A 20,761-nucleotide genomic window follows, 5' to 3' on the forward strand; every position below is an offset into this window, starting at 1 on the left:
GACCCAGCCACGGCCTTTAGGTTTGCAAAGTAGAATTATTTGAGAAAATCAGAGCTAATATCTTTACGATTATTAAGTGACTCAGATATTGAATAAATTGAAAAAGAATGGGGTGAACTTTCGCCACGGCTAGGCTAGCGACCTCTTGCCAGTATCAGTCCCCATTCTTAGTTGAGTTGCCAGTAACCAGTTAGAATTTTAGGCTTTAGGCCTGTTAAAGGTTTTAGTTTCCGCAACTCTCATTTGTTAAACTTCAATGTCTAAATTATGAAATTCAAATCAATTATTGGAGTCGATGTAAGTAAATCTACACTTGATGCTTATCTGAAGATCAACCAATGCCACGCAGTCTTTGAAAATAATGAGAAAGGTTACCAGGAGCTGGTGGAATGGGTAATGGAAAACTCTGGGTTAATACTCGCAGAAGAACTGCTTTTCGGATTTGAATCCACTGGGATTTATTCTTCAGAACTTGCTTTGTTTCTTGAAAAGCACTCCCTACCATTTTATATCATCTCAGGACTTGAATTAAAGCGATCCTTGGGAATAAGAAGAGGTAAGTCAGACAAGGCAGACTCTAAAGACATAGCTGAATATCTTTATGAAAAGCAGGAGAAGATTATCCCCACTGTTCCTCCCAAAAAGGTCATCCAGGATCTCAAAAAGCTGTTTAATTACAGAGAGCGACTTGTAAAAGACAGAGCAGCTTACATCACCCGTATCAAAGAATATGAAGCTGTAGTTTCAGAAAACAAATTAAAAGTCTATCAAAAATCCAATACCGAAGTAATCGCTTGTTTAGATAAACAGATCGAAACCGTAGAGAAAGAAATAGACAAACTTTTACGCAAAGATGAACTGTTAATGAACCAATATAAGCTGATTAACTCTATCAAGGGCATAGGCCCACAGACAGCTGTTGCACTTATCGTCTTAACAGAAGGGTTTACCCTATTCGATAGCTGGAGAAAGTTTGCCAGTTATGCAGGAACAGCACCGTTTCCCAACCAGTCAGGTACATCCTATCGAGGGAGAACCAAAACCAGTCCGCTGGCGAATAAGAGAATTAAAACACTGCTGACATTATGTGCAGGCACAGCCATCCAATACAGCACTGAGATGAAGACCTATTACAAGAGAAGAACCGGTGAAGGGAAAAGCAAAATGAGCACACTTAATATTATCAGAAATAAACTTATTGCAAGGGCTTTTGCTGTTGTCAACCGAAATTCCAGCTATGTAGACATATTAAAATATGCCGCATGAAAAAAAACTGAAAATCTTCTTGCTTAAACCTTAGAATACTGGCAGGCGAAGCTTCCGTGACCTTGCCTGATTTTGATCCTCTCAGCAGAAAATAAGCCGGATTTTTGTCAATACTGATAAGAAAGCGGATATCCATTTTGTATTTAATACGAAGGTACTAATTATTCAAAAGTTGTCAGTGACTTCCAGCACATTCTTCTTTTTATGAAAATTAACAACCTAGGCTAAATAAGTTCGTTAATTTTGCAGCTGGAAAAAGAATATCAAATTGTCAGTTCGATCAACTAGTAAGTATGCAACATGGGTAAGGGTTTTTTCCTACATTCTCCTTATCAATTTTATTAACCTCTCCGCTAATTTTTATGAAGGAGGCGTTGAAGGTCATGCTAAAATGTACTTAGATGATCCTATTGATAATATATCCGAAGTGATTTTCGAATATATATTAGATGGTGATGGGGATGTTATCCCCGATAATGGAACCAATCAAGAAGACAAATCACTGAAAAAATTAAAGGTTTATCAGTGTTTGATTCCTGAAATTACGCTAAAGCCGGAATTATTTTTATTGGAGAAAAAAGATGGGTCTTTGGTTAAAAAGACACTTCCTCCTCTACTTTCCCTCACTCCTCCCCCTCCCGATAGATCCTGATTAATTAAGGCAGTTTTCAAACTCAAATTAAACAGGAACCATAATGAAAAAAATATTTACGGCGGCTATTGTATTCTGCCTGACATGGCGTGCATACGGCCAAACAGAAACTGACAGTACTAAATTAGAAAGACAATACCTAGACTCAGTTTTTATCCGGGAGGTAGAACAGCCCGATATTTCTCATAAAAAGCCAAAAGTTCTCCATGCTGAGCCACTTTACATTGACTTGATCCGTGACTTGGGTGCAAGAAAGGGAGAAAAGGAATGGAACATAGGCTTTGGCATGGATGACAGAAGAGATTTTGATGAATTCCATGCTTTAGTGGAATACGAATGGGCGCCAATTGACCGCTTAGGTTTCGAGGTCGAACTCCCATTTTCCTTCTATTCCTTTAGGAATTTGGAAAACCCAAATAGTCAACCGGATAATAGACTGGAATCGATCAAGCTAGCAACTCAGTGGACTTTCTTAGTCAAGGAAAAACAAAATATCTCCATGGCCTTGGGTTATATCCATGAATTTGAAATGAGAGGATTCGATAGATGGGAAAATGAGGGCACCTTCAAAGGCAACATTTTCAATCCATTTCTAATCGCGGCAAAAAGATGGGGAACTAATTACCATACATTAATCTATACTGGACCCCGCATCGAAAAAGAGTTTGGTGGTAGATCTCATGTTGAATATGAAATCAATTCCAATTTTCATTACATGATTTCTGGAACCAGAAACTTCATAGGCGTAGAAATTAACAAGGTGCTGAATGATGGAAACCTTCATACCGTATTGAGGCCTCAAATGAGGGTGGGCTTGGCCGAAAACCTGATGGTAGGTATTGTCAGTGCCATTCCTATAGATAATCCCAACAGGGGCTTGGGAAGCTTTGTGAGAATCATTTATGAGCCGGGATTCCGGTCCATGCATTAAAAATTAACTTACTTCTCAAAACTCTTTTTCATTCAAGCACAAAAAATTTGAATCGATTAAAACACTGATCAAAAACTGAAAACGCCTCCCCAATTGATTGTGAAGGAGGCGTTTAATTTTTAGAAATGGATTTGATATCGGTTTTTACATTTATCTGATTTCGTCCAAATCATAATCTTTTCCTTTGCCCCATTGCAAAAGCTCTTCAATTGTATAATACTCCAAGGTTTCCAGATCTTTCACCTTAAAGTTATCTCCATGAAGCCTAGCCATAATCTCGAGTTTTCTAACCTCCCCTTGATTGACCAACACATACCTTCTGCCTACCCGAAGATTATCTAACGCTATTGCCATTTACGCTTTCTCCTGAATGATTGCCGAACTTGCCTCAAAGGTGATTTCTCTTTTCGGCTCTGTAATTTTTGCTATTTCTTCTTCTGATTTGCCTTGATCTTCAGCAAAATGTCTTAGGGTTTCCACATCAGTTTCAACCATATTGGCCACTCCTTTTATGATTATAGGATAGCCTTGGCTGTTAGTAGGCAAAAAGAATCCATAATCCTTAAATGTAACTCTCATGCTTTCTCCATTAGGTAAATCCATGGAAAACCAGCAGCCTTTATTGGTACATACTTCTTTGATTTCGCCTTGAATAACTCCTTCGTAAGATCCATTCTTTTCTACTTCTTCAATCATGGAGTTTAATTGAGTAAGCTGGAGGTTTCCGTCCATATTTTCTCCAAATTTCCCAGGTACCGACTCGACCTCGCCAACAACTTTCCCCATTTCATGCTGAGGAAGGTTGGCGTACGGATCTTTGGAATTAGAGCAAGAAAGACTGATAAAACATAGTCCGATTAAAAGTGCGTAGATAGTTGACTTATGCATAACTGAATATTTTACTGTAAAAATAGAATGAAAGAACGCAGTATAAAAATTTAATATGCTTGTTTTGATTCAAAGAAATCAGCCTCTATTTTATTTAAAACCACACAATCGATTGCGGAAAATTCTACTTTCAAAAGTATTTGAAACAAAATCTCTAATAAAACTTCAATTTTTTTAACAATACGCTAATTTTACAGAGAATTCTCAATAAGACCCTGCACATGTCTCAAACCAAAAAATTCATCATCGATTTTGACAGTACCTTTACTCAGGTAGAAGCCCTGGATATTTTGGGCGAAATCTCTCTTAGTGGCGATCCAAAAGCGGAAGAAAAACTTCAGGCCATCAAAGATATTACAGATAAAGGGATGGAGGGCTCGGTGACTTTCCGCGAAAGTTTGGAGCTAAGATTGGATATTCTCAAAGCAAACAAAGCTCAGATTTCAGACTTGATTGATGCTTTGAAAAAGAAAGTATCTAAATCCTTCGAAAGGAATAAGGAGTTTTTACAGGAAAACGCAGATGATATATTCATAATTTCCAATGGATTCAAGGATTTCATAATTCCGATTGTAGCTGATTATGGTATCAAAAAGGAGAATGTATTTGCCAATGAATTCGTCTACGATGAGTCTGGAAAGATCGTAGACTTCAATAGAGATAATCCCCTATCCAAAAACAACGGCAAGGCAGAAACCATTAAAAAGATCAATTTGGAAGGCGATATCTATGTGATAGGTGATGGGTATACCGACTATGAAATCAAAGCTTCTGGTTTGGCGAATAAATTCTATGCTTTCACAGAGAATGTACATCGCCCGAAAGTAGCTTCTCAGGCAGATCACGTGGCCCCTAGTTTGGATGAGATTTTATACATCAATAAGCTCAATACCAAGTTTTCTTATCCCAAAAGCAGAATCAAGGTATTGCTGCTTGAAAACGTTCATCCAATAGGAGTCGAGTTATTAAAAGAAGAAGGATACCAGGTTGAAGTTGTAAGCTCAGCAATGAGTGAAGAAGAGCTTTGTGAGAAAATTCAAAATGTATCTATTCTTGGAATCAGGTCTAAGACTAACGTGACCAAAAAGGTATTGGAAAATGCCAATCGTCTGATTGCCATTGGAGCCTTTTGTATAGGGACTAACCAAATTGACCTGGAAACCTGTCAGGAAAAAGGAATTGCTGTATTCAATGCGCCTTTTAGCAATACCCGTTCTGTAGTAGAAATGGCTATCGCAGAAATCATTTTCTTGATGCGTGGATTTTTTGATAAATCAGTCAATATGCATCAGGGGAAGTGGGATAAGTCTGCTAGCGGAAGCTTTGAAATCAGGGGTAAAAAGTTAGGAATCGTAGGCTACGGAAATATCGGTGCCCAACTTTCAGTTTTGGCAGAAAACATGGGTATGAATGTTTTCTATTATGATGTAATAGAAAAACTAGCCCTTGGAAATGCAACAAAACTAGACTCTTTAGACCAGCTACTGGAAACCTGTGATATTGTTTCTCTCCATGTGGACGGTCGAAAAGACAACAATTGCCTCTTGGACAAAAAGAGAATCCAAAAGATGAAAAAGGGTGCAATTTTGGTCAATTTAAGTAGAGGGCATGTTGTAGAAATTGAAGCACTGAAAGAGGCAATGGAAAGCGGCCATTTGAGAGGCTGTGCAGTTGATGTTTTCCCAGAGGAACCAAAGAACAATAGTGAGCCTTTTGTTTCTGAATTGATCGGCCTTCCAAATACTATTCTAACTCCACACATTGGAGGAAGTACCTTGGAGGCTCAGGAAAATATCGCTCGATTTGTTCCTGGTAAAATCATGGAGTATATCAATACGGGGAATACTTTCAACTCAGTTAATTTCCCTAACATCCAATTACCGTTCCTGAAAGATGCTCATAGACTGATCCATATTCACCAAAATGAGCCAGGAGTATTGGCGAAAATCAATCAGATTTTGGCGAACTTTGAGATCAATATTGTTGGTCAATACTTGAAGACAAATGAAAAAATAGGCTACGTAATCACTGATATTGACAAGGCCTATTCTTCGGATGCGATTGAAGCACTTAAAACAATTCCGGGAACTATTCGCTTTAGGATGCTATACTAAAAAATTCATAAGAGATTAGATAATAATAAAAACGCCTTGCTATTCAGCAGGGCGTCTTGATTTAATGACAAGTTTATTTTGGACTCAAATTATCCTTCCAAAATTCTCCTTAAATAGTTGATCTGACCTAAATGATAATTAAAATGACCATAAAGGTGCATCAAGAAAAAGCCATAAGTCATAGGATACCCAAATTTTTCTTCAGGATAAGATTGATTTAAAGTTTCCTCATTTAACCCTTCCAGACTTGCTACTAATTGCTTAGAAACCAATTCAATCTCAGCTCCCATTTTTTCTCTGGAAACACCTTTTCCTGCAAACTCAAAATCTCTATCCCTGGTGTAATCGAATCCACCTATTTCTTTACAAATAAAGGCTCGCAAATTTCCATTTAAATGAAGGATCAGATTTCCTGCTGTATTACTAATTCCTCCCTGAGTTTTCCAAAGATTTTCTTCCTTCTTAAAAGCCTTTAATTCTTTCTCTAATCTTTTTAAATCTCGTTCAAATAATTCAATTAATTCCTTGATCATATGAGTAGCTGTTGACTGAAAATATCACTAAAAAAAGCTAAATCTTAGCCTTCGTCATCAATCACATTTTTTCTTGGTCCAAATTTTCCTGGCTTATTAGACGTACTTTTTTTCTCTTGAGGAGTTCCAGTTGATGTGGATGCAGAGGAATCAAAATTCTCTCTCTTTTTATGAGGATTAACCTTAAAACCTCCTTTATTCTTTGAGAATCCTGACTTCTTATTTTTTGATTTAAAAGAATCTCCAGATTTTTTCTTTGGCTCTCGACTATAATCTGGTCCTTTTTCAAATCCTTCTGGAAGAGGCACTTGAGTTACTTCCATACCAATCAGGTTTTCAATTCTAACAAACTTGTATTGGTCTTTAGGATTTACAAAAGTGATGGCCTCGCCTTCCATATCTGCTCTAGCAGTTCTTCCCACTCTATGCACATAATCTTCAGGATCACTTGGGGTATCGTAATTGATAACCAACTCAATACCTACCACATCAATTCCTCTTGAAATAATATCCGTTCCGACTAAGATTTTTACAGCTCTGTTTTTAAAAGCAGACATGATCTTTTCGCGCTCAAGCTGCTCCAAATCAGAGTGAAAAGCTTCCACATCAAACTTTTTCTTCAATGCCTTATAAAGAGCTTTCACCTTATCCTTTGTTGAGGCAAAGATGATTACTGCTTCATAGTTTTTTTGAGATAATATATGGGATACCAAATCCTCTTTTTGGGTATCATATACTGAATACATGGACTGAGTAACTCCAGTAGCTGTTTTTCCAATAGCAATTGAAATCTCCTCAGGCTTATTCAAAATCTTCATGCTGAAGCTTCTGATTTTTGGAGGCATAGTAGCTGAAAACAGGATTGTTTGCCTGTTTTTGGGCAGATAATTCACGATTTTTAGAATATCGTCTGAAAAACCCATATCCATCATCCTGTCAGCTTCATCCAAAATCAAGTGTTCCAAAGAGCTGAGATCTATTTTTCCTCCCGCCAATAGCGCAATGAGTCTTCCAGGGGTAGCAACCACAATTTCCGCTCCCGTTTCAAGAGCCTTTTTTTGCTGCTCCCAAACCAAGCCATCTCCTCCTCCATATACTGGGATCGAACTTATTCCCAAGAAATAGGCAAAGCCTTGTATTTGCTGGTCTATTTGAATGGCTAGCTCCCGGGTAGGTGCTAAAATTAGGGTATTTAAATTATTGGAGCCAGACTTACTTATTTTGTTCAGTACAGGCAGAATGAAAGCAGCTGTTTTACCAGTTCCTGTCTGAGCGCAGGCGATTAAATCTTTACCTTCTATAATGACAGGAATTGCTTTTTCTTGTATAGGTGTGGGTTGATCAAAACCCATTGCATCCAATCCTTCTTGTAAAGAAGATTCGAAATTAAATGATGAGAAATCCAATTTGGGATTATTTAATGATTAAAAACTTTAGGCCGAACCTTTCCAAATATAACTCTAATTCCCTAGGTATGCCAATTTGCAAAAGATTATAGCATGTAGTCTTAAAATTTCCTCCATACTTTTTGAACTGTTGATCAGGACCTATGATTTTCCTATATTTCATATTCCCACTATATGTAACTAATACAATGAAATTATTCCCAAAATTATTCATATCCTGCATCTTATTTTTTGTGTGCATTTTTTGCGCAAGTGCTCAAAATTTTACGCTGTCCGGAAGAGTTTTGGATTCAGAATCCAATAATTATCTCGATGGAGTCAGTGTTACTCTTAGAGGAACTGCCTATGGGAGGGTAAGTGTAGCCGGTGGTAATTTTGAATTCAAAGATTTACCAGAAGATAAGTACACCCTTTCTCTCAACTTTGAAGGATATAATCGCTTGGAGCGAGTAGTAAACCTTCAAAAAGATACAGATCTCGGGGATTTGTTTTTGGTGCGATTTGGAGCGGAAGGAAGCGGAGCCGCACTACAGAAAACGATTAGATCCGATAATATTTTGAGACTCATCAATGAGCGTCCTAATTTCATTGGTGGCAATATGGTGTATGGTATAGCGCCTGAACCTAAAAAATTGGAAGGGAACAATTATTTAGATCCCAAATGGAATTCAGCCTCCATCCTACTCTACAGAGATCAGCAAATGCTTGAAGGGTTTCGGGTACGATATAATATTGTCTCGAATATGTTTGAATTGATGGAGCCGGAAAATAATCTCGTTTCCGTCATGCCTGGTTTAAGAATTCAGAATATAGTTTGGGTGGATTCTACCCACAGAGTTCCAAGATACTTTGTCAATGGAATGGATTTCAGAGATGAAGGAAGTCCAATTTCTGGTTTTTTTGAAGTTTTAGTAGATGGAGAATTACCACTCATGCGAAGAACTATGGCAATTTTCAAAGAATCCAATTATAATACAGCCTTGATGGTAGGTCAGCGAAATGATCAGATCATTAAAAGAAATATTTACTATTATCTCGTGGGTAAAAATGTGATCGAAGTACCTAAGAATAGAAAGAAGTTCTTCCTGATTTTTGGTGAAAATGCCGAGAAAATGGAAGACTTTGCTGAGGATAATAGTCTAAATATCAAAGACCCCAATGCTATTTTCAAACTATTCACCCAATACAATTCCCAATTTCCTGGATTCAGGCCCATCATGAGCCAGCTTCTGGATGATTTGGATGAAAAAAATCCTTAACCAAATGAAATTGAACATGTCGGAGGTGACAAACACCGGGATGAGCCGATGTATTGGTGAAAATATGCAACCTGCCTGCCGTAGGCAGGGATTCCATCCCGATTATCGGGACAGGTAATGGCCTTTAAAAAACAAATAGAAATCATATGAAAAAACTGATACTGATCGTCCTTGCTCTATTTCCAATAGCAGTTATGGGGCAAAGTCTTCCGGGTTTAGCTCCAGGTCAAACTCCAACCAACAAGCCTGTTTTACATGGTAAAAACTGGATGGCAATCACTGGTAAACCTTTGGCAGCCACTGCAGGTGCCACTATCTTTCAGCAAGGAGGAAATGCAGTAGATGCTGCCTGTGCTATGCTTGCTGCTACAGCTACCATGTGGGATGTGCTTTCTTGGGGTGGAGAAACTCAAGCTTTAATTTATCACCCGGGTCTAAAGAAAGTAATTGCTATCAATGCAATGGGAGTGGCTCCCACAGGAGCAACAGTAGATTTTTACAAATCTAAAGGAATGGATTACCCGCCTGCATATGGTCCATTAGCAGCAACTACTCCCGGCACACCTGGAGGTTTGATGACCATGTTGGCTGAATATGGAAGCATGAGTTTGGAGCAGGTTTTAAAACCTGCCATGCAACTCGCAAAAGGATATCCTATAGAGGCACAAACAGCCAATAGCATAGAAAGCGGAAAAGAGCGAATCAAGCAATGGCCTTATTCCAAAAAGATATTTTTACCTCACTTAGGAGAAGACAGAGAAGGACCTGAAGCGGGTGAAATGTTCGTTCAGGAAGATCTTTTCCAAACATTACAGAAATTGGTGAATGCCGAAAAAGAGGCTTTGGCAAATGGGAAATCAAGAAAAGAGGCCATTTATGCGGCTAATGATAGATTCTACAGGGGAGATATTGGAAAAGAAATTGTTAGAGGTACTCAAGAGCAGGGCGGCTTGTTCACAGAAGAAGATTTAGCTAATTGGAAAGTGAAAATTGAGGACCCTTTGTCTGTGAATTACAAAGGTATAGACGTCTATAAACTTCAAGAATGGACTCAGGGTCCAGCTTTGTTACAAAGTTTAAATATCCTCGAAAACTTTGACCTGAAATCAATGGGCTATAATTCATCCGAATATATCCATACGATTTACCAAGCGATGAATTTGGCTTTTGCTGATAGGGACTTTTATTATTCAGACCCAGCATTCGAGCCTAGAAGTCCAATAAAAGGTCTTCTTTCCAAGGAATATGCCAAAGAAAGAGCCAAGCTAATCAAAGATAAAAACGATCCAACCATCAAGGCTGGTGATCCTTACCCTTTTCAGGGAGGAAGTAATCCGTTTAAAAGTCTATTGAATAATTCCGATAATTCAATGGCGATCAATAATCCTGGAATGCCAATTCAGGGTCCAAATGATCCGTTTTTACAGGAATTTCAAAGTGGCACCACTTCTATTCAAGCAGCAGATGCAGATGGTTGGGTAGTTTCTGTAACTCCAAGTGGTGGATGGGTTCCGGCCGTGATTGCAGGGAATACAGGCGTTGGACTTTCTCAGCGTATGCAAAGCTTTGTATTAGACGAAAAATTAAATCCTTATAACTTACCTGAGCCAGGAAAAAGACCAAGAGTTACTCTTACTCCAAGCCTAGCTTTAAAAGATGGAAAGCCATTTTTATCATTTGCGGTTCAAGGTGGAGACTCTCAAGACCAAAACCTCCTACAATATTTCCTAAACATTGTAGAATTTGACATGGATGTGCAGGAAGCTGCAGAGGCTGCAAATATCAATTCTTACCAAATGCAAAGTTCTTTCGGGGCTCATGAGATTAAACCAGGCGCCATGTCATTGAGAGATGATACACCTACCTGGATTAGAGCAGATTTAATGAAAAAGGGCTATATCATGGATTTCTGGCCAAGAACTTCCGGACCTATCAATGCCATTTGGTTTGACTGGAAACACGGCAGTTTCTGGGGAGGAAGCTCCAATTATGGAGATGACTATGGAATTGCTTGGTAGATTTTAAATAATACAATTAAAATATGCCTTCGGCGAGATACGGATCAATTCCCCCTTTGGACCTTTCTACAAATTTCGGCGAAGTGAGAAAAATTAAACCCGGATTATGCATTAGAATCTGTAGTGAGAGGTCAAACCGCAATAAAATCAATCCGCCTGAGGCGGAGAATGAAGCATAGCACCGCTACGGTGATTGAGCTAAATACAGCAAAGCGATTGATTTTGAAGCGGTTTGGACTCGTAATAAGAAGTCTACTGCATATTTCGGGTTAAAAGGGGGCAAGGGGGATTTTAAAAGAAATACAATTGAAATAACTAGAAATACGCCTTTGGCGAAATAAACTTTAATTTAAACCTATATCAAAAGCACTGAAGGAGCGAAATGTATTAGCCCCGCCTGTGTCAGGCAGGCCTGGGTGCAACCCATGGTATAAATGATAAAGAGATTTACCCTTGCGCTGGCGCAATTGATTCATTTAGAAACGATATCTCAATGCCAGCAAGAACTTGTCCGCTGCGGCGGATGGGTAGAAATTAACATTAGAAATAATTGGAAATACTTCATTAAAAGATGCGAGGGCCTGTCCCTCCGAATGACGGGAAGGATTTTAGTAGAAACACATCAAAAATTAAATAGATAAATAAATAAAATGCCCATGAGAATAAATCTCACACAACTTGTCCCGTCCGCCGCGGCGGATCAGGAAGGGGATGCCCCGATAAATCGGGGTAGGGCATTCCATCTGACCACTGAAAAACAAATTATAAACAGATGAAATACAATTACCTAGCAATTACAACTGCTATATTCACTTTAAGCTTGAGCAATATTTCTTTTGCTCAAAAGAAGGTGAAACCCAACCCATTAAAGGAAGAAGTCAAAGCCTCCGTAGATCAAAGATTTGATGCACTCACTGACCTGAGCGATAGGATTTGGTCCTTTGAAGAAATCGCTTTTAGAGAAACTCAATCAGCTAAAGCCTTGGCTGATTATGCGGAAGAACTAGGGTTCAGAGTGACAAGAGGTGTGGCCGAAATACCTACGGCATTTGTTGCTGAATATGGTTCTGGATCTCCGGTGATCGGCATATTAGGTGAATTTGATGCTTTACCCGGATTATCTCAAAACAAGGTTCCTTACAAAAGCCCTTTAAATGAAGGAGCTCCTGGCCATGGTTGTGGGCACAATCTATTTGGAGTTGCTTCATTAGGAGCAGCAGCTTCCATTAAAGACTTGATAGATCAAGGAAAAATTAAAGGAACAGTCCGATTTTATGGCACTCCTGCTGAAGAAAAGTTCTTTGGAAAATTATGGATGGTGAGAGCAGGACTTTTTAACGATGTAGATGTAGTGATGGATTGGCATCCTGCTGCCGAAACAAAAGCCGCTGTTCAGAAAGGACTGGCTCTAGTGGATTTTCAAGTTGAGTTTTTTGGTCAGGCTGCACACGCTTCTGCCGATCCTTGGAATGGAAGAAGTGCCAGTGATGCTCTAGAACTATACACTTCCGGAATTAATTATTATCGTGAGCATATCAAACCTACTGTTAGAATCCATTATCATATTCAAGATGCTGGCCAGGTTGTAAATGTTGTTCCTGATTATAGCAGAATTTGGGTAAGAGTAAGAGACAGCAGTCGGGAGGGATTAGTGCCTGTATGGAAGCGTGTAGAAGAAATGGCTGAAGGAGCTGCTATTCTGGCTAATGTAGATTATAAGGTCAATTTGATTTCAGGGGTGCATGAGGTTTTAGTCAATAGAACCGGCTCAGCAGCGCTTCAGAAAAATCTTGAGAACCTAGGCTCTATCAGCTATACCGAAGAGGAGCAAAACTTCGCGAAAAAGATCCAAGAGGCTACTGGAAAACCTCAAATTGGTTTGGTCTCCAAAATCGAACCCATGGAAGAAACAGCAGAACATAGTATGGGAGGAAGCACAGACGTGGGTGATGTCAGCTGGGTAGTTCCTACTATCCGTCTATCTGCCACTACTGCACCCAATGGTACTCCATGGCATTCATGGGCGGTTGTAGCTGCCGGAGGAATGTCCATTGGTCATAAGGGAATGGCTTATGCTGCTAAGGCACTATCTATGACAATGGTAGATTTATTCCAAAACCCTGAATTAGTAGAGTCCGTAAAAACTGAATTTAAGGAGAAAAAAGGTGACTATGTCTACAAAGGCTTCGTTCCTGATGGCCCTCCTCCTATCAATTCTAATTTGCAATAATACCTCTGTGCTGTCTCAATTAGTCCTGATTTATTACGTAGAATCTCAGTGCATTTTGAGACAGCTGCATTTTTATACTAAATTCTCTTTGACTATGAAAAAATTAATTCTTTTTACTCTTTTTCTGAGTTTGATATGCCTTTCTGCTTTTAGTCAAACTCAGAATGAAGAAAAACAGATTCAAGATTTAATTCAAAACTCCTTTGATGATCTTTTTTCTTCCTTTCAATCTGAAAAATTAAAGGACTACTATACAGGTGATTTTATACTGTTGGAACAAGGCGAAGTATGGGATATCCCAACTATTTTAAATTATTTCGACAGGGCCAAACAAAATCCAAACCCTCCTACCCGAGTCAACAGGTTTGAGTTTATTGAAACCAAAATTGAAGACAATAGAGCATGGATAGCTTATCATAATTTCGCCACAATTTCATTGAATGGTGAAGTTGTCAGAGAAATAAGATGGCTGGAAAGTGCAACAGCTGTAAAAGGCCCCGAAGGATGGAGACTGGATATGTTGCACTCCACAAGAGTTGAAAAGGAGGAGTAAGAACTAGGGAGTTTTCAAAAAACCTAACTTTAAAAGACGTCCTTCAAATCTCATTGGCGCTTTGATCCAGATTCGATTTCCAGTAGAACACGAACAAGCAGAGCAAATTTGTTGGATCCCATCTGCGCTTAAAAACAAGAAATCAACAGGTCTTATTCCTTGATCGGAAAGATAGCTCATAACTGCTGATTTGAGCTCTTTTGAATCATAATACGAATTTACCCAAGGATCTGAACAACTAGTCTGCTCATAATAATAAACAAGTAATTCAGAATTCCCCTCATTTTCGCAAGAATACAGCAGTAAAAGGACTAATGAACAAAAGGCTGATAAAAATAAGGATTTCATATAGATAGCTTTAAAAATTTATACGAAAGAAAAAGGCTGGTTGCTACAACCAGCCTTAGCTTATCACATAAATAGCTTTTCCAAAATCTTGTAGGTAATTAAGTAAGTGGGCCTTACTCCTTCCATGCCCAATGCGCCAGAAGCTAAAGTACTTCCTGTTTCCAAAGGATTATCAGAGGCATAATAAGCATAAAGGACCTTTACATTAGACTTGATGCTTTTTCTGATTTTAGAAGCAGATTGAATAGCTTTCTGATAATGTGCTCCTTCCATTTCCAGACCAACAGCATTCCAGGAAGATTCCATAAAGTATTTTAGGATATCCTTATTCTGCAAGGATGTACCCAATACAGTGACCATACTTCCACTGTAAACACCAAGTCCAAAACCTTCAAAATCTGACTTTTTCAACTCGTTTTTGAAAGGGTAATTATCGGCAGTCCCCTCGAAAACATGTGCATCAGGAATCATTAAGTCTCCTTTACCTCCATATAATATGCCTGCTTTACCCATGATAGAGGTAGAGACGATATTGAGAGGTAATTCCTTATCTCCCTTTTTGTATGGCTTCAACAGCTCATCAAAACATTCATAAGCCTGCTCACCAAAGGCATAATCCATCACCACAAAAACGGGTCTTTTTTCTTTTTCTTTAGGCAATTCAATGCCGGGTATGATTTCAGCCTTTTCAAGCAGAGCAGTATCAATAATTTGTGCGCCAATATTGGTTCCGGATTCGTCCGGAATATCTACAAAACCATGTTTAGTAGCATAATCATAAATAGCCTTGCCATGATTCCCTTTTGCATTCACAGAGATGTCCATGACCACCTTTTCTATGTCCTCATAGGTCTTTGAACCTAGTTTCTGCGGGGCATAAATGGTATTCAAAACTGAATGTAAATTGGCTGAAATGACATGAATCGGACGCTTAAGCAAGTCCAGTTTATCCAAGGTCATTTTGATTTTATTTGCCCAAAGCTCGCCATAAACGTGATGACCAATTCGCTCTCTCAAAGTAGCTGAGAAAGATATCTCACGATCATGATTGTGCTTGGCTTCTTCCAAAGCCAATTTACCCATATGGTAAACTATAGAGAAAAGGCTATTGGAATTTGAGCTTCTTTCAAATTTATCGACTGCAGCAACTGTTTCTTCGAAAGTTCTACCAATCAAATGGCTTAAATAAGCTGCTGCTGCCTCTCTGTCAAAATCCTCTCCTGCTGATTCTTTTTTTACCACATCTTCCAGCATGGTCCAGTTTAAGGAAATTTTTCCCTTTGGATCAGTACTGTTATTATAAATCTTATTGGATTCTATATATAAAAAGGTCAAGTGAGTTAGAATATCGTAAATATCAGAGCGGCCTCTCGTCATCTCCACATACATCACTTGTTCATCCAGTCGGTAGCAGTTTCTCTTTCTTTTGGGAGGTACTATTGGACTTAGATGAGATGTTTCTAAACCTTCTCTACTGATCAATCTAACTAGTCGACATTCTTCAATTCCCCGAGGAAGTCTTTCCATCACATAAAGGAGTCCGTCTAGTTCTACTTTTTCAGGATTTGTAATTGTTCCATAAATTTCTGGACTCAAAACCATAAGTGATTGTACCAAACTTTCACCAGAAACTCCCATTGGCTTATAGCTACCTCTGGTAAAAAGATGTCTCATGGTGATATAAAGTCGCTCAATAGCTGCTCTGGATTCCTGTGCTCTGGTTCTCTTCATTCGTTTTCTTTAGGTTAAATTCAGCAAAAATACGCTTTTCTGAGCTGAAATCTGAATAGTTTTTAAAATCTGACCCTTTAAAAAAGTGATTAGCTCTTTAAATGATCCGAAAAGAATTTTTTCAATTTGTCTACTTTAGGTTTGACAACAAACTGACAATAAGGCTGATAACCATTTTGGTTGTAATAATCCTGATGGTAATTTTCGGCCTTATAAAAATTTGTAAAAGCTGTTACCTCTGTCACAATAGGATTATCAAAAACTTGCTCTTGGTTAAGTTTAGCTTTCAAGTCTGACGCAATTCTTCCTTGCTCCTCATCATGGAAGAATATAGCGGAACGATATTGAGGACCTACATCGGCACCCTGCCTATTCAATGTGGTTGGATCATGGGTTGCCCAAAAAACTTCTAATATCAGCTCCAAACTGATTTTTTTTGGATCAAAATAAACCTGAATTACCTCGGCATGCCCTGTAGTTGCGGAACAGATTTCTCTATAAGTTGGATTTTCCACGAATCCCCCCGAATACCCGGAAACCACTTGCTCCACTCCTTCCAGTCTCTGAAAGACTGCTTCCGTACACCAGAAACATCCTGCTCCAAGAGTAATCAAGGAAAGGCCATCCGGTATGGAAACTGTGGTTTTCGGAAGTTGAAGTTCGTTCATCATATTAAAGTTTACAGGTCAACAACCTCCTTCTGAAATTGGTTTCGAAATTCTTATTGGACCAATGGGTTTTTCTTCTTTATTCAAGCTTTTTCCATTTTGGCTAAGATGAATCTCACCATCCAAATACATTTCCCAGGCTTTTTCTCTGACTTCTGTAAGAAAATGCCTCCAGGATTCTGGGTACATCACACGTACCACTTCTGATGGACAAAAACTTTTTTCTGCCCGAAGTCTACTCATTTCCAAAATGGCTTCTTTTAAAATATCCATGAAAAAGATCGGAGAATTAGTAAAATCGAATAGGCAAACTACTTTAACCTAAAATTAAAGGTAGTTTGTCACTATTGGCAGACCATCACAAATGCTGGGGGGAGGTTTTTGATAGTAAAACTGGCTTGCACCTTTCCGAAATACTTTTGGAACAATTTTTTTAATAAATAGGAATAGCAAATCTGAATAAACGCTCCTCCATTGGCCAATGCATTTTTAGACTGACTTAAAATTTCATCTGTCACTTCCTTGGATAGGAATGAAAAAGGCAAGGATGAAAAGATAAAGTCGACTTTTCGACCATCCAAATATTTATCTAAGTTTCCGGCAGAATCATTAATAATCCTGATATTTTTCTGGGGAAACTGTTTTTTCATAGCTTCGCAAAAGGAAGGGTTGATTTCGAATACCAAAAGCTCAGCATCAGGACGCATGCGATTGAAAATTCCTTGGGTGATACTTCCATCCCCGCCTCCCATTTCGACAATTAATTTGGACTCAGATAGATCCGCTTGGGAAATCATTTTGTTTACCAAAGCTTTAGAACTAAATGTAAGTGCACCGGTGGTGCTTAAATTAGAATATAACTCTATAAGAAGATTCGATTTACTCATATTAGTGATTTGAGACCTTGAAGATACCCGATTTTACCCTATATTTTCCCCGTCATCCTAAATTATTATAGTTTTTGTTATGTCTCAAAAGGCATCCATAAGATCCACATTACCCTATAGACTGCGTCAAACTCTCAAAAATTTCTGGGGTATGGCCTTGATTTTCATTATTATAATGATAATCCTAAGAGCTTTGGAGCTTTATTTAGTTTTTCAAAATCATGTCTTAAATCTAACTCCAACTGATGTTATTAGCGGTAGTTTTTTATCGGATATAGCTTGGAGTCTTTATCTTCTAGGGATTTTTTTCACTCTATATGTTTTATTTTCACTACTATCCAGGACTTTGGCCAAAGTCCTCTTACAAATTGCCTTGACCATTGTCGTAATTGTTCAGGTAGCATTGATCTTTTACTTCATTAAGACTTTACTACCTCTTGGTAAGGACCTTTTTGCCTATAACTGGAATGACTTAATTCTTACCGTTCAGGCATCAGGACAATTGAATTTAATTTCAGTGTTTGGGGGAATAGTGATTTTTTCACTGCTTTTAGCGCTATTTCACTTTGGAACAAGATTTTTCCATTTTTCACTTCAAACCTATACTATTTTCTCTGCAATTTTAGGCATTGGAGTATTTTCCTTTATCACATTTGATTTGGCTGAAGAGGCTTCGTCTACCGAAGTGGAGCAAAACATTAAACTCAATAAAAGTCAGTTTCTGGCAGAGTCATCATTCGATTATTGGATGTATGGTGGAGAGTATTACTTTGATTTTTATTTAAGATCGGGAAAAGATGATTTGATTGTAAAAAAAGAATTTACCAGTGACTCCTATCCTTTTTTGCACAAAGCTGAATATCCGGATGTATTAAGTCCCTATTTTGATTCCTTGGATCAAGCTCCTGATTTGGTGTTTATATTCCTGGAGAGTTTTGGAAAAGCCTATTCAGGAAGAGATGCATATTTAGGTAGTTTTACGCCTTTTTTAGATTCTCTTGAGCAGCATAGTTTGGTTTGGTTGAATGCTCTTTCTTCTACAGGTCGTACTTTTGGGCTGCAACCGGGAGTATTTGGTGGTTTACCGTTCGGAGCAAAGGGTTTTTTGGAATTGTATGATGAATTTCCTTATCATGAAACTCTTCTCAGTGTACTGAGGGATAATGGATATGAAATCAGATACTTTATTGGAGCAGATAAAAACTTTGACCATGTTGGAGATTTTATCGATTATCAGCAGCCTGTTCAGTTTGTAGATGAAAAATTATTTGATCCTAAATATCCAAGAGCTCCTTCTTCCGGGAATTTTTCCTGGGGCTATGCTGACAAAGAACTCTTTAGAAATGGGCTGGAAAAATTACCCGAAACGGTGACCCAACCTCAAGTCAGAATATTTCAAACCCAAACCTCTCATGACCCCTATATTGTTCCGGAAAGGCCATTCTATAGTGAGAAGCTCAGAACCCACCTAAGAGATTATCTTAATCTGAATCCTTCGGAATTTGACTCTTATTTGGCTTATGAGGATATATACATGACTGTTTTATACGCAGATGATGCTGTAAAAGAGTTTATCAATGAATACAAAAAAAGACCTGAGTTTTCCAATACGATATTTATAATCACGGGTGATCATCGTCTGCCTGAAATTCCTATGTCCTCAAGACTGGATAGATTTCACGTACCTTTGATTATTTACTCTCCACTTTTGGAGCGAACAGATTACTTCAAAGGAGTGACTAGTCATTATGAAATCACTCCAAGTATTTTAGCCTTTTTGGAAGCTCAAGTAGGAATACAATTACCTGAGCAAGTTACTTGGCAGGGGCAGGTGTTGGATACTACAAGGAATTTTCAATCCCGAATTGCTATGCCTTTGATGAGAAACAAAAATCAGTTGATGGAGTATATCCATGGTGAATTGTTTCTCTCTGATGGTCAATTGTTTAAAGTTTCGGATCAGTTAAATATTGACCCAATCAATTCACCAGATGATTTAACACAAATGATTGGGGAGTTTGAGGATTTCAAGAACAAAAACAATTACATGATCCAAACCAGAAAACTCTTGCCTCCGCCTAATTTGGCTAGCAATTAATTCTGTTTTTGGTGGGTTCTTTTTAAAATTTGCCTAGTCAGTGGAAGATAGTAATTCCAGAAAAAACTCTGTCTATCTCTGTAATCAGAAGCTACATAAAGCCCTCTATAGAAAAATGGCAGCCCTTTAAATCTAGCAGCGCCTAAATCACCCTGTATATCTGAGAAATCACCGGACATATAATAAATTTCTCCTTTACCATTAGGTTTAAAAACAGCAGCAGGAAAAAATCTTGGAAGGCCCATTTCTCTCAATCGTTCTAGACCTTGATTGGTTGCCCCTATGTCGAAATAAGATATTACCTGATAATCTCTTTCAATTAAAACTACATCAAACCAATCAGGATAGGGTACTACTTCGGGAAGACTGAAACCGTGCTTATTTACTTTTTGGGTTCTAATTAATGGGGTATTATTTGTAAAATCCTCATTTGCCACAAAGATTTCAATTTTTCCAAGCTCATTAATAAAAACCATCCCCGGGCCTCTGAATTCCCACTGATTGGAATTTTGCTTTCTATAATTACTGATCAACCACTGAGGTAAATCGGAGTTTTGAGCCGAATCAAGTTCATCGAAATACCTCCCTATCCAGCCTGTCCATTTCAAGCCCATCAGGCGTTCAAATTGGGATCGAATTGATTTCAGAGTTGGCGAGGCCATGGTATTAAACTCTGCGACAATACTTTTTTCATTTGCCTTTGCAAGAGTCAATAAATCTATATCTGCTTGATTTAGACCACCATATATCTTATTACTTCTTTCATTACTTTTGCTTTGATTTGCGAAAAAATTGTTTTCATACACCCCATAAGTATCTGCATAGTAAAACAACTCATGATCCTGAACAAGCTTTTCCAAATTAAGCTTGATAGGCTGAATCAAGTCTTTTACTTCTCCAATTTCTTCCTGAATCTCGGAAGGGAAAAAACCTAAATAGTCTTTCTTTCTATCGTAATAGAAGCCGTCTTTTTTTACATATTTATCATATTCCAGAGCCCAAAATAGTGCCTTATGCTCTCTTAAAGTAGAGTTAGGAACTGTTTTATCAATAACCAAGACTGAGAGATCCTTTTTTGACTCTAACCACCAGACTCCAAAACTTAGACCAGGGACCACAACCAAGATCAAAAAGAACGGCCAAAGGCGAAGAAAAAAGAGCTTTAATTCCTGTCCCATA

At 38.3% G+C, this 20,761-nt stretch carries 19 protein-coding genes; 9 read left to right on the forward strand and 10 right to left on the reverse strand.

The features are described from left to right. Positions 1-267 precede the first annotated feature (267 nt). From FL972_RS16670 to FL972_RS16680, 3 genes are all read left to right on the forward strand, one after another. Entirely contained in the window at positions 268-1,266 is a 999-nt protein-coding gene (locus FL972_RS16670; protein ID WP_144602881.1) for an IS110 family RNA-guided transposase, read from the forward strand. Between the two features lie 268 nt (positions 1,267-1,534). Further along, a complete protein-coding gene (locus tag FL972_RS16675) occupies positions 1,535-1,918 on the forward strand; it encodes a hypothetical protein (protein WP_144607078.1) in 384 nt (127 codons plus the stop codon). Between the two features lie 43 nt (positions 1,919-1,961). Next, positions 1,962-2,849: an HAEPLYID family protein gene (locus FL972_RS16680; RefSeq protein WP_144607080.1), complete on the forward strand. Its 888-nt coding sequence runs from the start codon at positions 1,962-1,964 to the stop codon at positions 2,847-2,849. 150 nt (positions 2,850-2,999) lie between these two features. On the opposite strand, the gene FL972_RS16685 is transcribed toward FL972_RS16680, so the two are convergent. Together FL972_RS16685 and FL972_RS16690 are read right to left on the reverse strand one after the other, a co-directional pair. Further along, on the reverse strand, positions 3,000-3,203 hold the full coding sequence (locus FL972_RS16685) for a hypothetical protein (RefSeq protein ID WP_091653803.1): 204 nt from the start codon (positions 3,201-3,203) through the stop codon (positions 3,000-3,002). Beyond that, the gene (locus FL972_RS16690) at positions 3,204-3,737 is read right to left on the reverse strand and encodes a DUF4920 domain-containing protein (RefSeq protein WP_144607082.1); all 534 of its coding nucleotides are present in this window, start codon (positions 3,735-3,737) and stop codon (positions 3,204-3,206) included. 221 nt (positions 3,738-3,958) lie between these two features. On the opposite strand from FL972_RS16690, the gene serA reads away from it, so the two are divergent. Beyond that, positions 3,959-5,851: a phosphoglycerate dehydrogenase gene (gene serA, locus FL972_RS16695; protein WP_144607084.1), complete on the forward strand. Its 1,893-nt coding sequence runs from the start codon at positions 3,959-3,961 to the stop codon at positions 5,849-5,851. A gap of 89 nt (positions 5,852-5,940) precedes the next feature. On the opposite strand, the gene FL972_RS16700 is transcribed toward serA, so the two are convergent. Further along, entirely contained in the window at positions 5,941-6,384 is a 444-nt protein-coding gene (locus tag FL972_RS16700) for a DinB family protein (RefSeq protein ID WP_144607086.1), read from the reverse strand. Between the two features lie 44 nt (positions 6,385-6,428). After that, positions 6,429-7,790, reverse strand: coding sequence for a DEAD/DEAH box helicase (locus FL972_RS16705; protein WP_144607088.1), 1,362 nt, complete (start codon positions 7,788-7,790; stop codon positions 6,429-6,431). Between the two features lie 233 nt (positions 7,791-8,023). On the opposite strand from FL972_RS16705, the gene FL972_RS16710 reads away from it, so the two are divergent. The 4 genes from FL972_RS16710 (at position 8,024) to FL972_RS16725 (ending at position 13,850) form a co-directional block, all read left to right on the forward strand. After that, positions 8,024-9,049 carry a carboxypeptidase-like regulatory domain-containing protein gene (locus FL972_RS16710; RefSeq protein WP_250161376.1) on the forward strand — a complete coding sequence of 342 codons (1,026 nt, stop codon included), beginning with the start codon at positions 8,024-8,026 and terminating at the stop codon, positions 9,047-9,049. Positions 9,050-9,195: 146 nt separating this feature from the next. Then, on the forward strand, positions 9,196-11,067 hold the full coding sequence (locus FL972_RS16715; protein ID WP_144607092.1) for a gamma-glutamyltransferase family protein: 1,872 nt from the start codon (positions 9,196-9,198) through the stop codon (positions 11,065-11,067). Positions 11,068-11,839: 772 nt separating this feature from the next. Next, positions 11,840-13,297: an amidohydrolase gene (locus tag FL972_RS16720; protein WP_144607094.1), complete on the forward strand. Its 1,458-nt coding sequence runs from the start codon at positions 11,840-11,842 to the stop codon at positions 13,295-13,297. 94 nt (positions 13,298-13,391) lie between these two features. Continuing rightward, positions 13,392-13,850 carry a DUF4440 domain-containing protein gene (locus tag FL972_RS16725; protein ID WP_144607096.1) on the forward strand — a complete coding sequence of 153 codons (459 nt, stop codon included), beginning with the start codon at positions 13,392-13,394 and terminating at the stop codon, positions 13,848-13,850. A gap of 3 nt (positions 13,851-13,853) precedes the next feature. Here FL972_RS16725 and FL972_RS19475 read toward each other — a convergent pair whose 3' ends face one another. The 5 genes from FL972_RS19475 to FL972_RS16745 all read right to left on the reverse strand — a co-directional run bounded on the left by FL972_RS19475 (position 13,854) and on the right by FL972_RS16745 (position 17,484). Further along, positions 13,854-14,198 carry a hypothetical protein gene (locus tag FL972_RS19475; RefSeq protein ID WP_186300140.1) on the reverse strand — a complete coding sequence of 115 codons (345 nt, stop codon included), beginning with the start codon at positions 14,196-14,198 and terminating at the stop codon, positions 13,854-13,856. 63 nt (positions 14,199-14,261) lie between these two features. Further along, entirely contained in the window at positions 14,262-15,929 is a 1,668-nt protein-coding gene (locus FL972_RS16730; RefSeq protein ID WP_144607098.1) for a DUF6909 family protein, read from the reverse strand. A gap of 89 nt (positions 15,930-16,018) precedes the next feature. Then, entirely contained in the window at positions 16,019-16,600 is a 582-nt protein-coding gene (gene msrA, locus FL972_RS16735; RefSeq protein ID WP_144607100.1) for a peptide-methionine (S)-S-oxide reductase MsrA, read from the reverse strand. Between the two features lie 15 nt (positions 16,601-16,615). Then, positions 16,616-16,870: a DUF3253 domain-containing protein gene (locus FL972_RS16740; RefSeq protein WP_144607102.1), complete on the reverse strand. Its 255-nt coding sequence runs from the start codon at positions 16,868-16,870 to the stop codon at positions 16,616-16,618. A 71-nt stretch (positions 16,871-16,941) separates the two neighbouring features. Next, positions 16,942-17,484: a class I SAM-dependent methyltransferase gene (locus FL972_RS16745; protein WP_144607104.1), complete on the reverse strand. Its 543-nt coding sequence runs from the start codon at positions 17,482-17,484 to the stop codon at positions 16,942-16,944. 79 nt (positions 17,485-17,563) lie between these two features. Between FL972_RS16745 and FL972_RS16750 the strand changes: the two genes are divergently transcribed. Then, a complete protein-coding gene (locus FL972_RS16750; RefSeq protein ID WP_144607106.1) occupies positions 17,564-19,582 on the forward strand; it encodes an LTA synthase family protein in 2,019 nt (672 codons plus the stop codon). Here FL972_RS16750 and FL972_RS16755 read toward each other — a convergent pair. Next, complete coding sequence (locus FL972_RS16755; RefSeq protein WP_144607108.1) at positions 19,579-20,760, reverse strand: hypothetical protein; 1,182 nt, start codon at positions 20,758-20,760, stop codon at positions 19,579-19,581. The two genes, FL972_RS16750 and FL972_RS16755, sit on opposite strands and share 4 nt — an antisense overlap. Position 20,761 lies beyond the last annotated feature (1 nt).

The organism is Algoriphagus algorifonticola (assembly GCF_007655305.1).
In the GTDB taxonomy this organism is placed as follows: Bacteria; Bacteroidota; Bacteroidia; order Cytophagales; family Cyclobacteriaceae; genus Algoriphagus; species Algoriphagus algorifonticola.

Bases quoted from the DNA above. Each gene is read 5' to 3' on its own strand.
- FL972_RS16755 (WP_144607108.1), bottom strand. From the start codon at position 20,760: ATGGGACAGGAATTAAAGCTCTTTTTTCTTCGCCTTTGGCCGTTCTTT.
- FL972_RS16680 (WP_144607080.1), top strand. From the start codon at position 1,962: ATGAAAAAAATATTTACGGCGGCTATTGTATTCTGCCTGACATGGCGT.
- FL972_RS16715 (WP_144607092.1), top strand. From the start codon at position 9,196: ATGAAAAAACTGATACTGATCGTCCTTGCTCTATTTCCAATAGCAGTT.
- serA (WP_144607084.1), top strand. From the start codon at position 3,959: ATGTCTCAAACCAAAAAATTCATCATCGATTTTGACAGTACCTTTACT.
- FL972_RS16700 (WP_144607086.1), bottom strand. From the start codon at position 6,384: ATGATCAAGGAATTAATTGAATTATTTGAACGAGATTTAAAAAGATTA.
- FL972_RS16720 (WP_144607094.1), top strand. From the start codon at position 11,840: ATGAAATACAATTACCTAGCAATTACAACTGCTATATTCACTTTAAGC.
- FL972_RS19475 (WP_186300140.1), bottom strand. From the start codon at position 14,198: ATGAAATCCTTATTTTTATCAGCCTTTTGTTCATTAGTCCTTTTACTG.
- msrA (WP_144607100.1), bottom strand. From the start codon at position 16,600: ATGATGAACGAACTTCAACTTCCGAAAACCACAGTTTCCATACCGGAT.
- FL972_RS16670 (WP_144602881.1), top strand. From the start codon at position 268: ATGAAATTCAAATCAATTATTGGAGTCGATGTAAGTAAATCTACACTT.
- FL972_RS16690 (WP_144607082.1), bottom strand. From the start codon at position 3,737: ATGCATAAGTCAACTATCTACGCACTTTTAATCGGACTATGTTTTATC.
- FL972_RS16740 (WP_144607102.1), bottom strand. From the start codon at position 16,870: ATGGATATTTTAAAAGAAGCCATTTTGGAAATGAGTAGACTTCGGGCA.
- FL972_RS16750 (WP_144607106.1), top strand. From the start codon at position 17,564: ATGTCTCAAAAGGCATCCATAAGATCCACATTACCCTATAGACTGCGT.
- FL972_RS16725 (WP_144607096.1), top strand. From the start codon at position 13,392: ATGAAAAAATTAATTCTTTTTACTCTTTTTCTGAGTTTGATATGCCTT.
- FL972_RS16745 (WP_144607104.1), bottom strand. From the start codon at position 17,484: ATGAGTAAATCGAATCTTCTTATAGAGTTATATTCTAATTTAAGCACC.
- FL972_RS16730 (WP_144607098.1), bottom strand. From the start codon at position 15,929: ATGAAGAGAACCAGAGCACAGGAATCCAGAGCAGCTATTGAGCGACTT.
- FL972_RS16685 (WP_091653803.1), bottom strand. From the start codon at position 3,203: ATGGCAATAGCGTTAGATAATCTTCGGGTAGGCAGAAGGTATGTGTTG.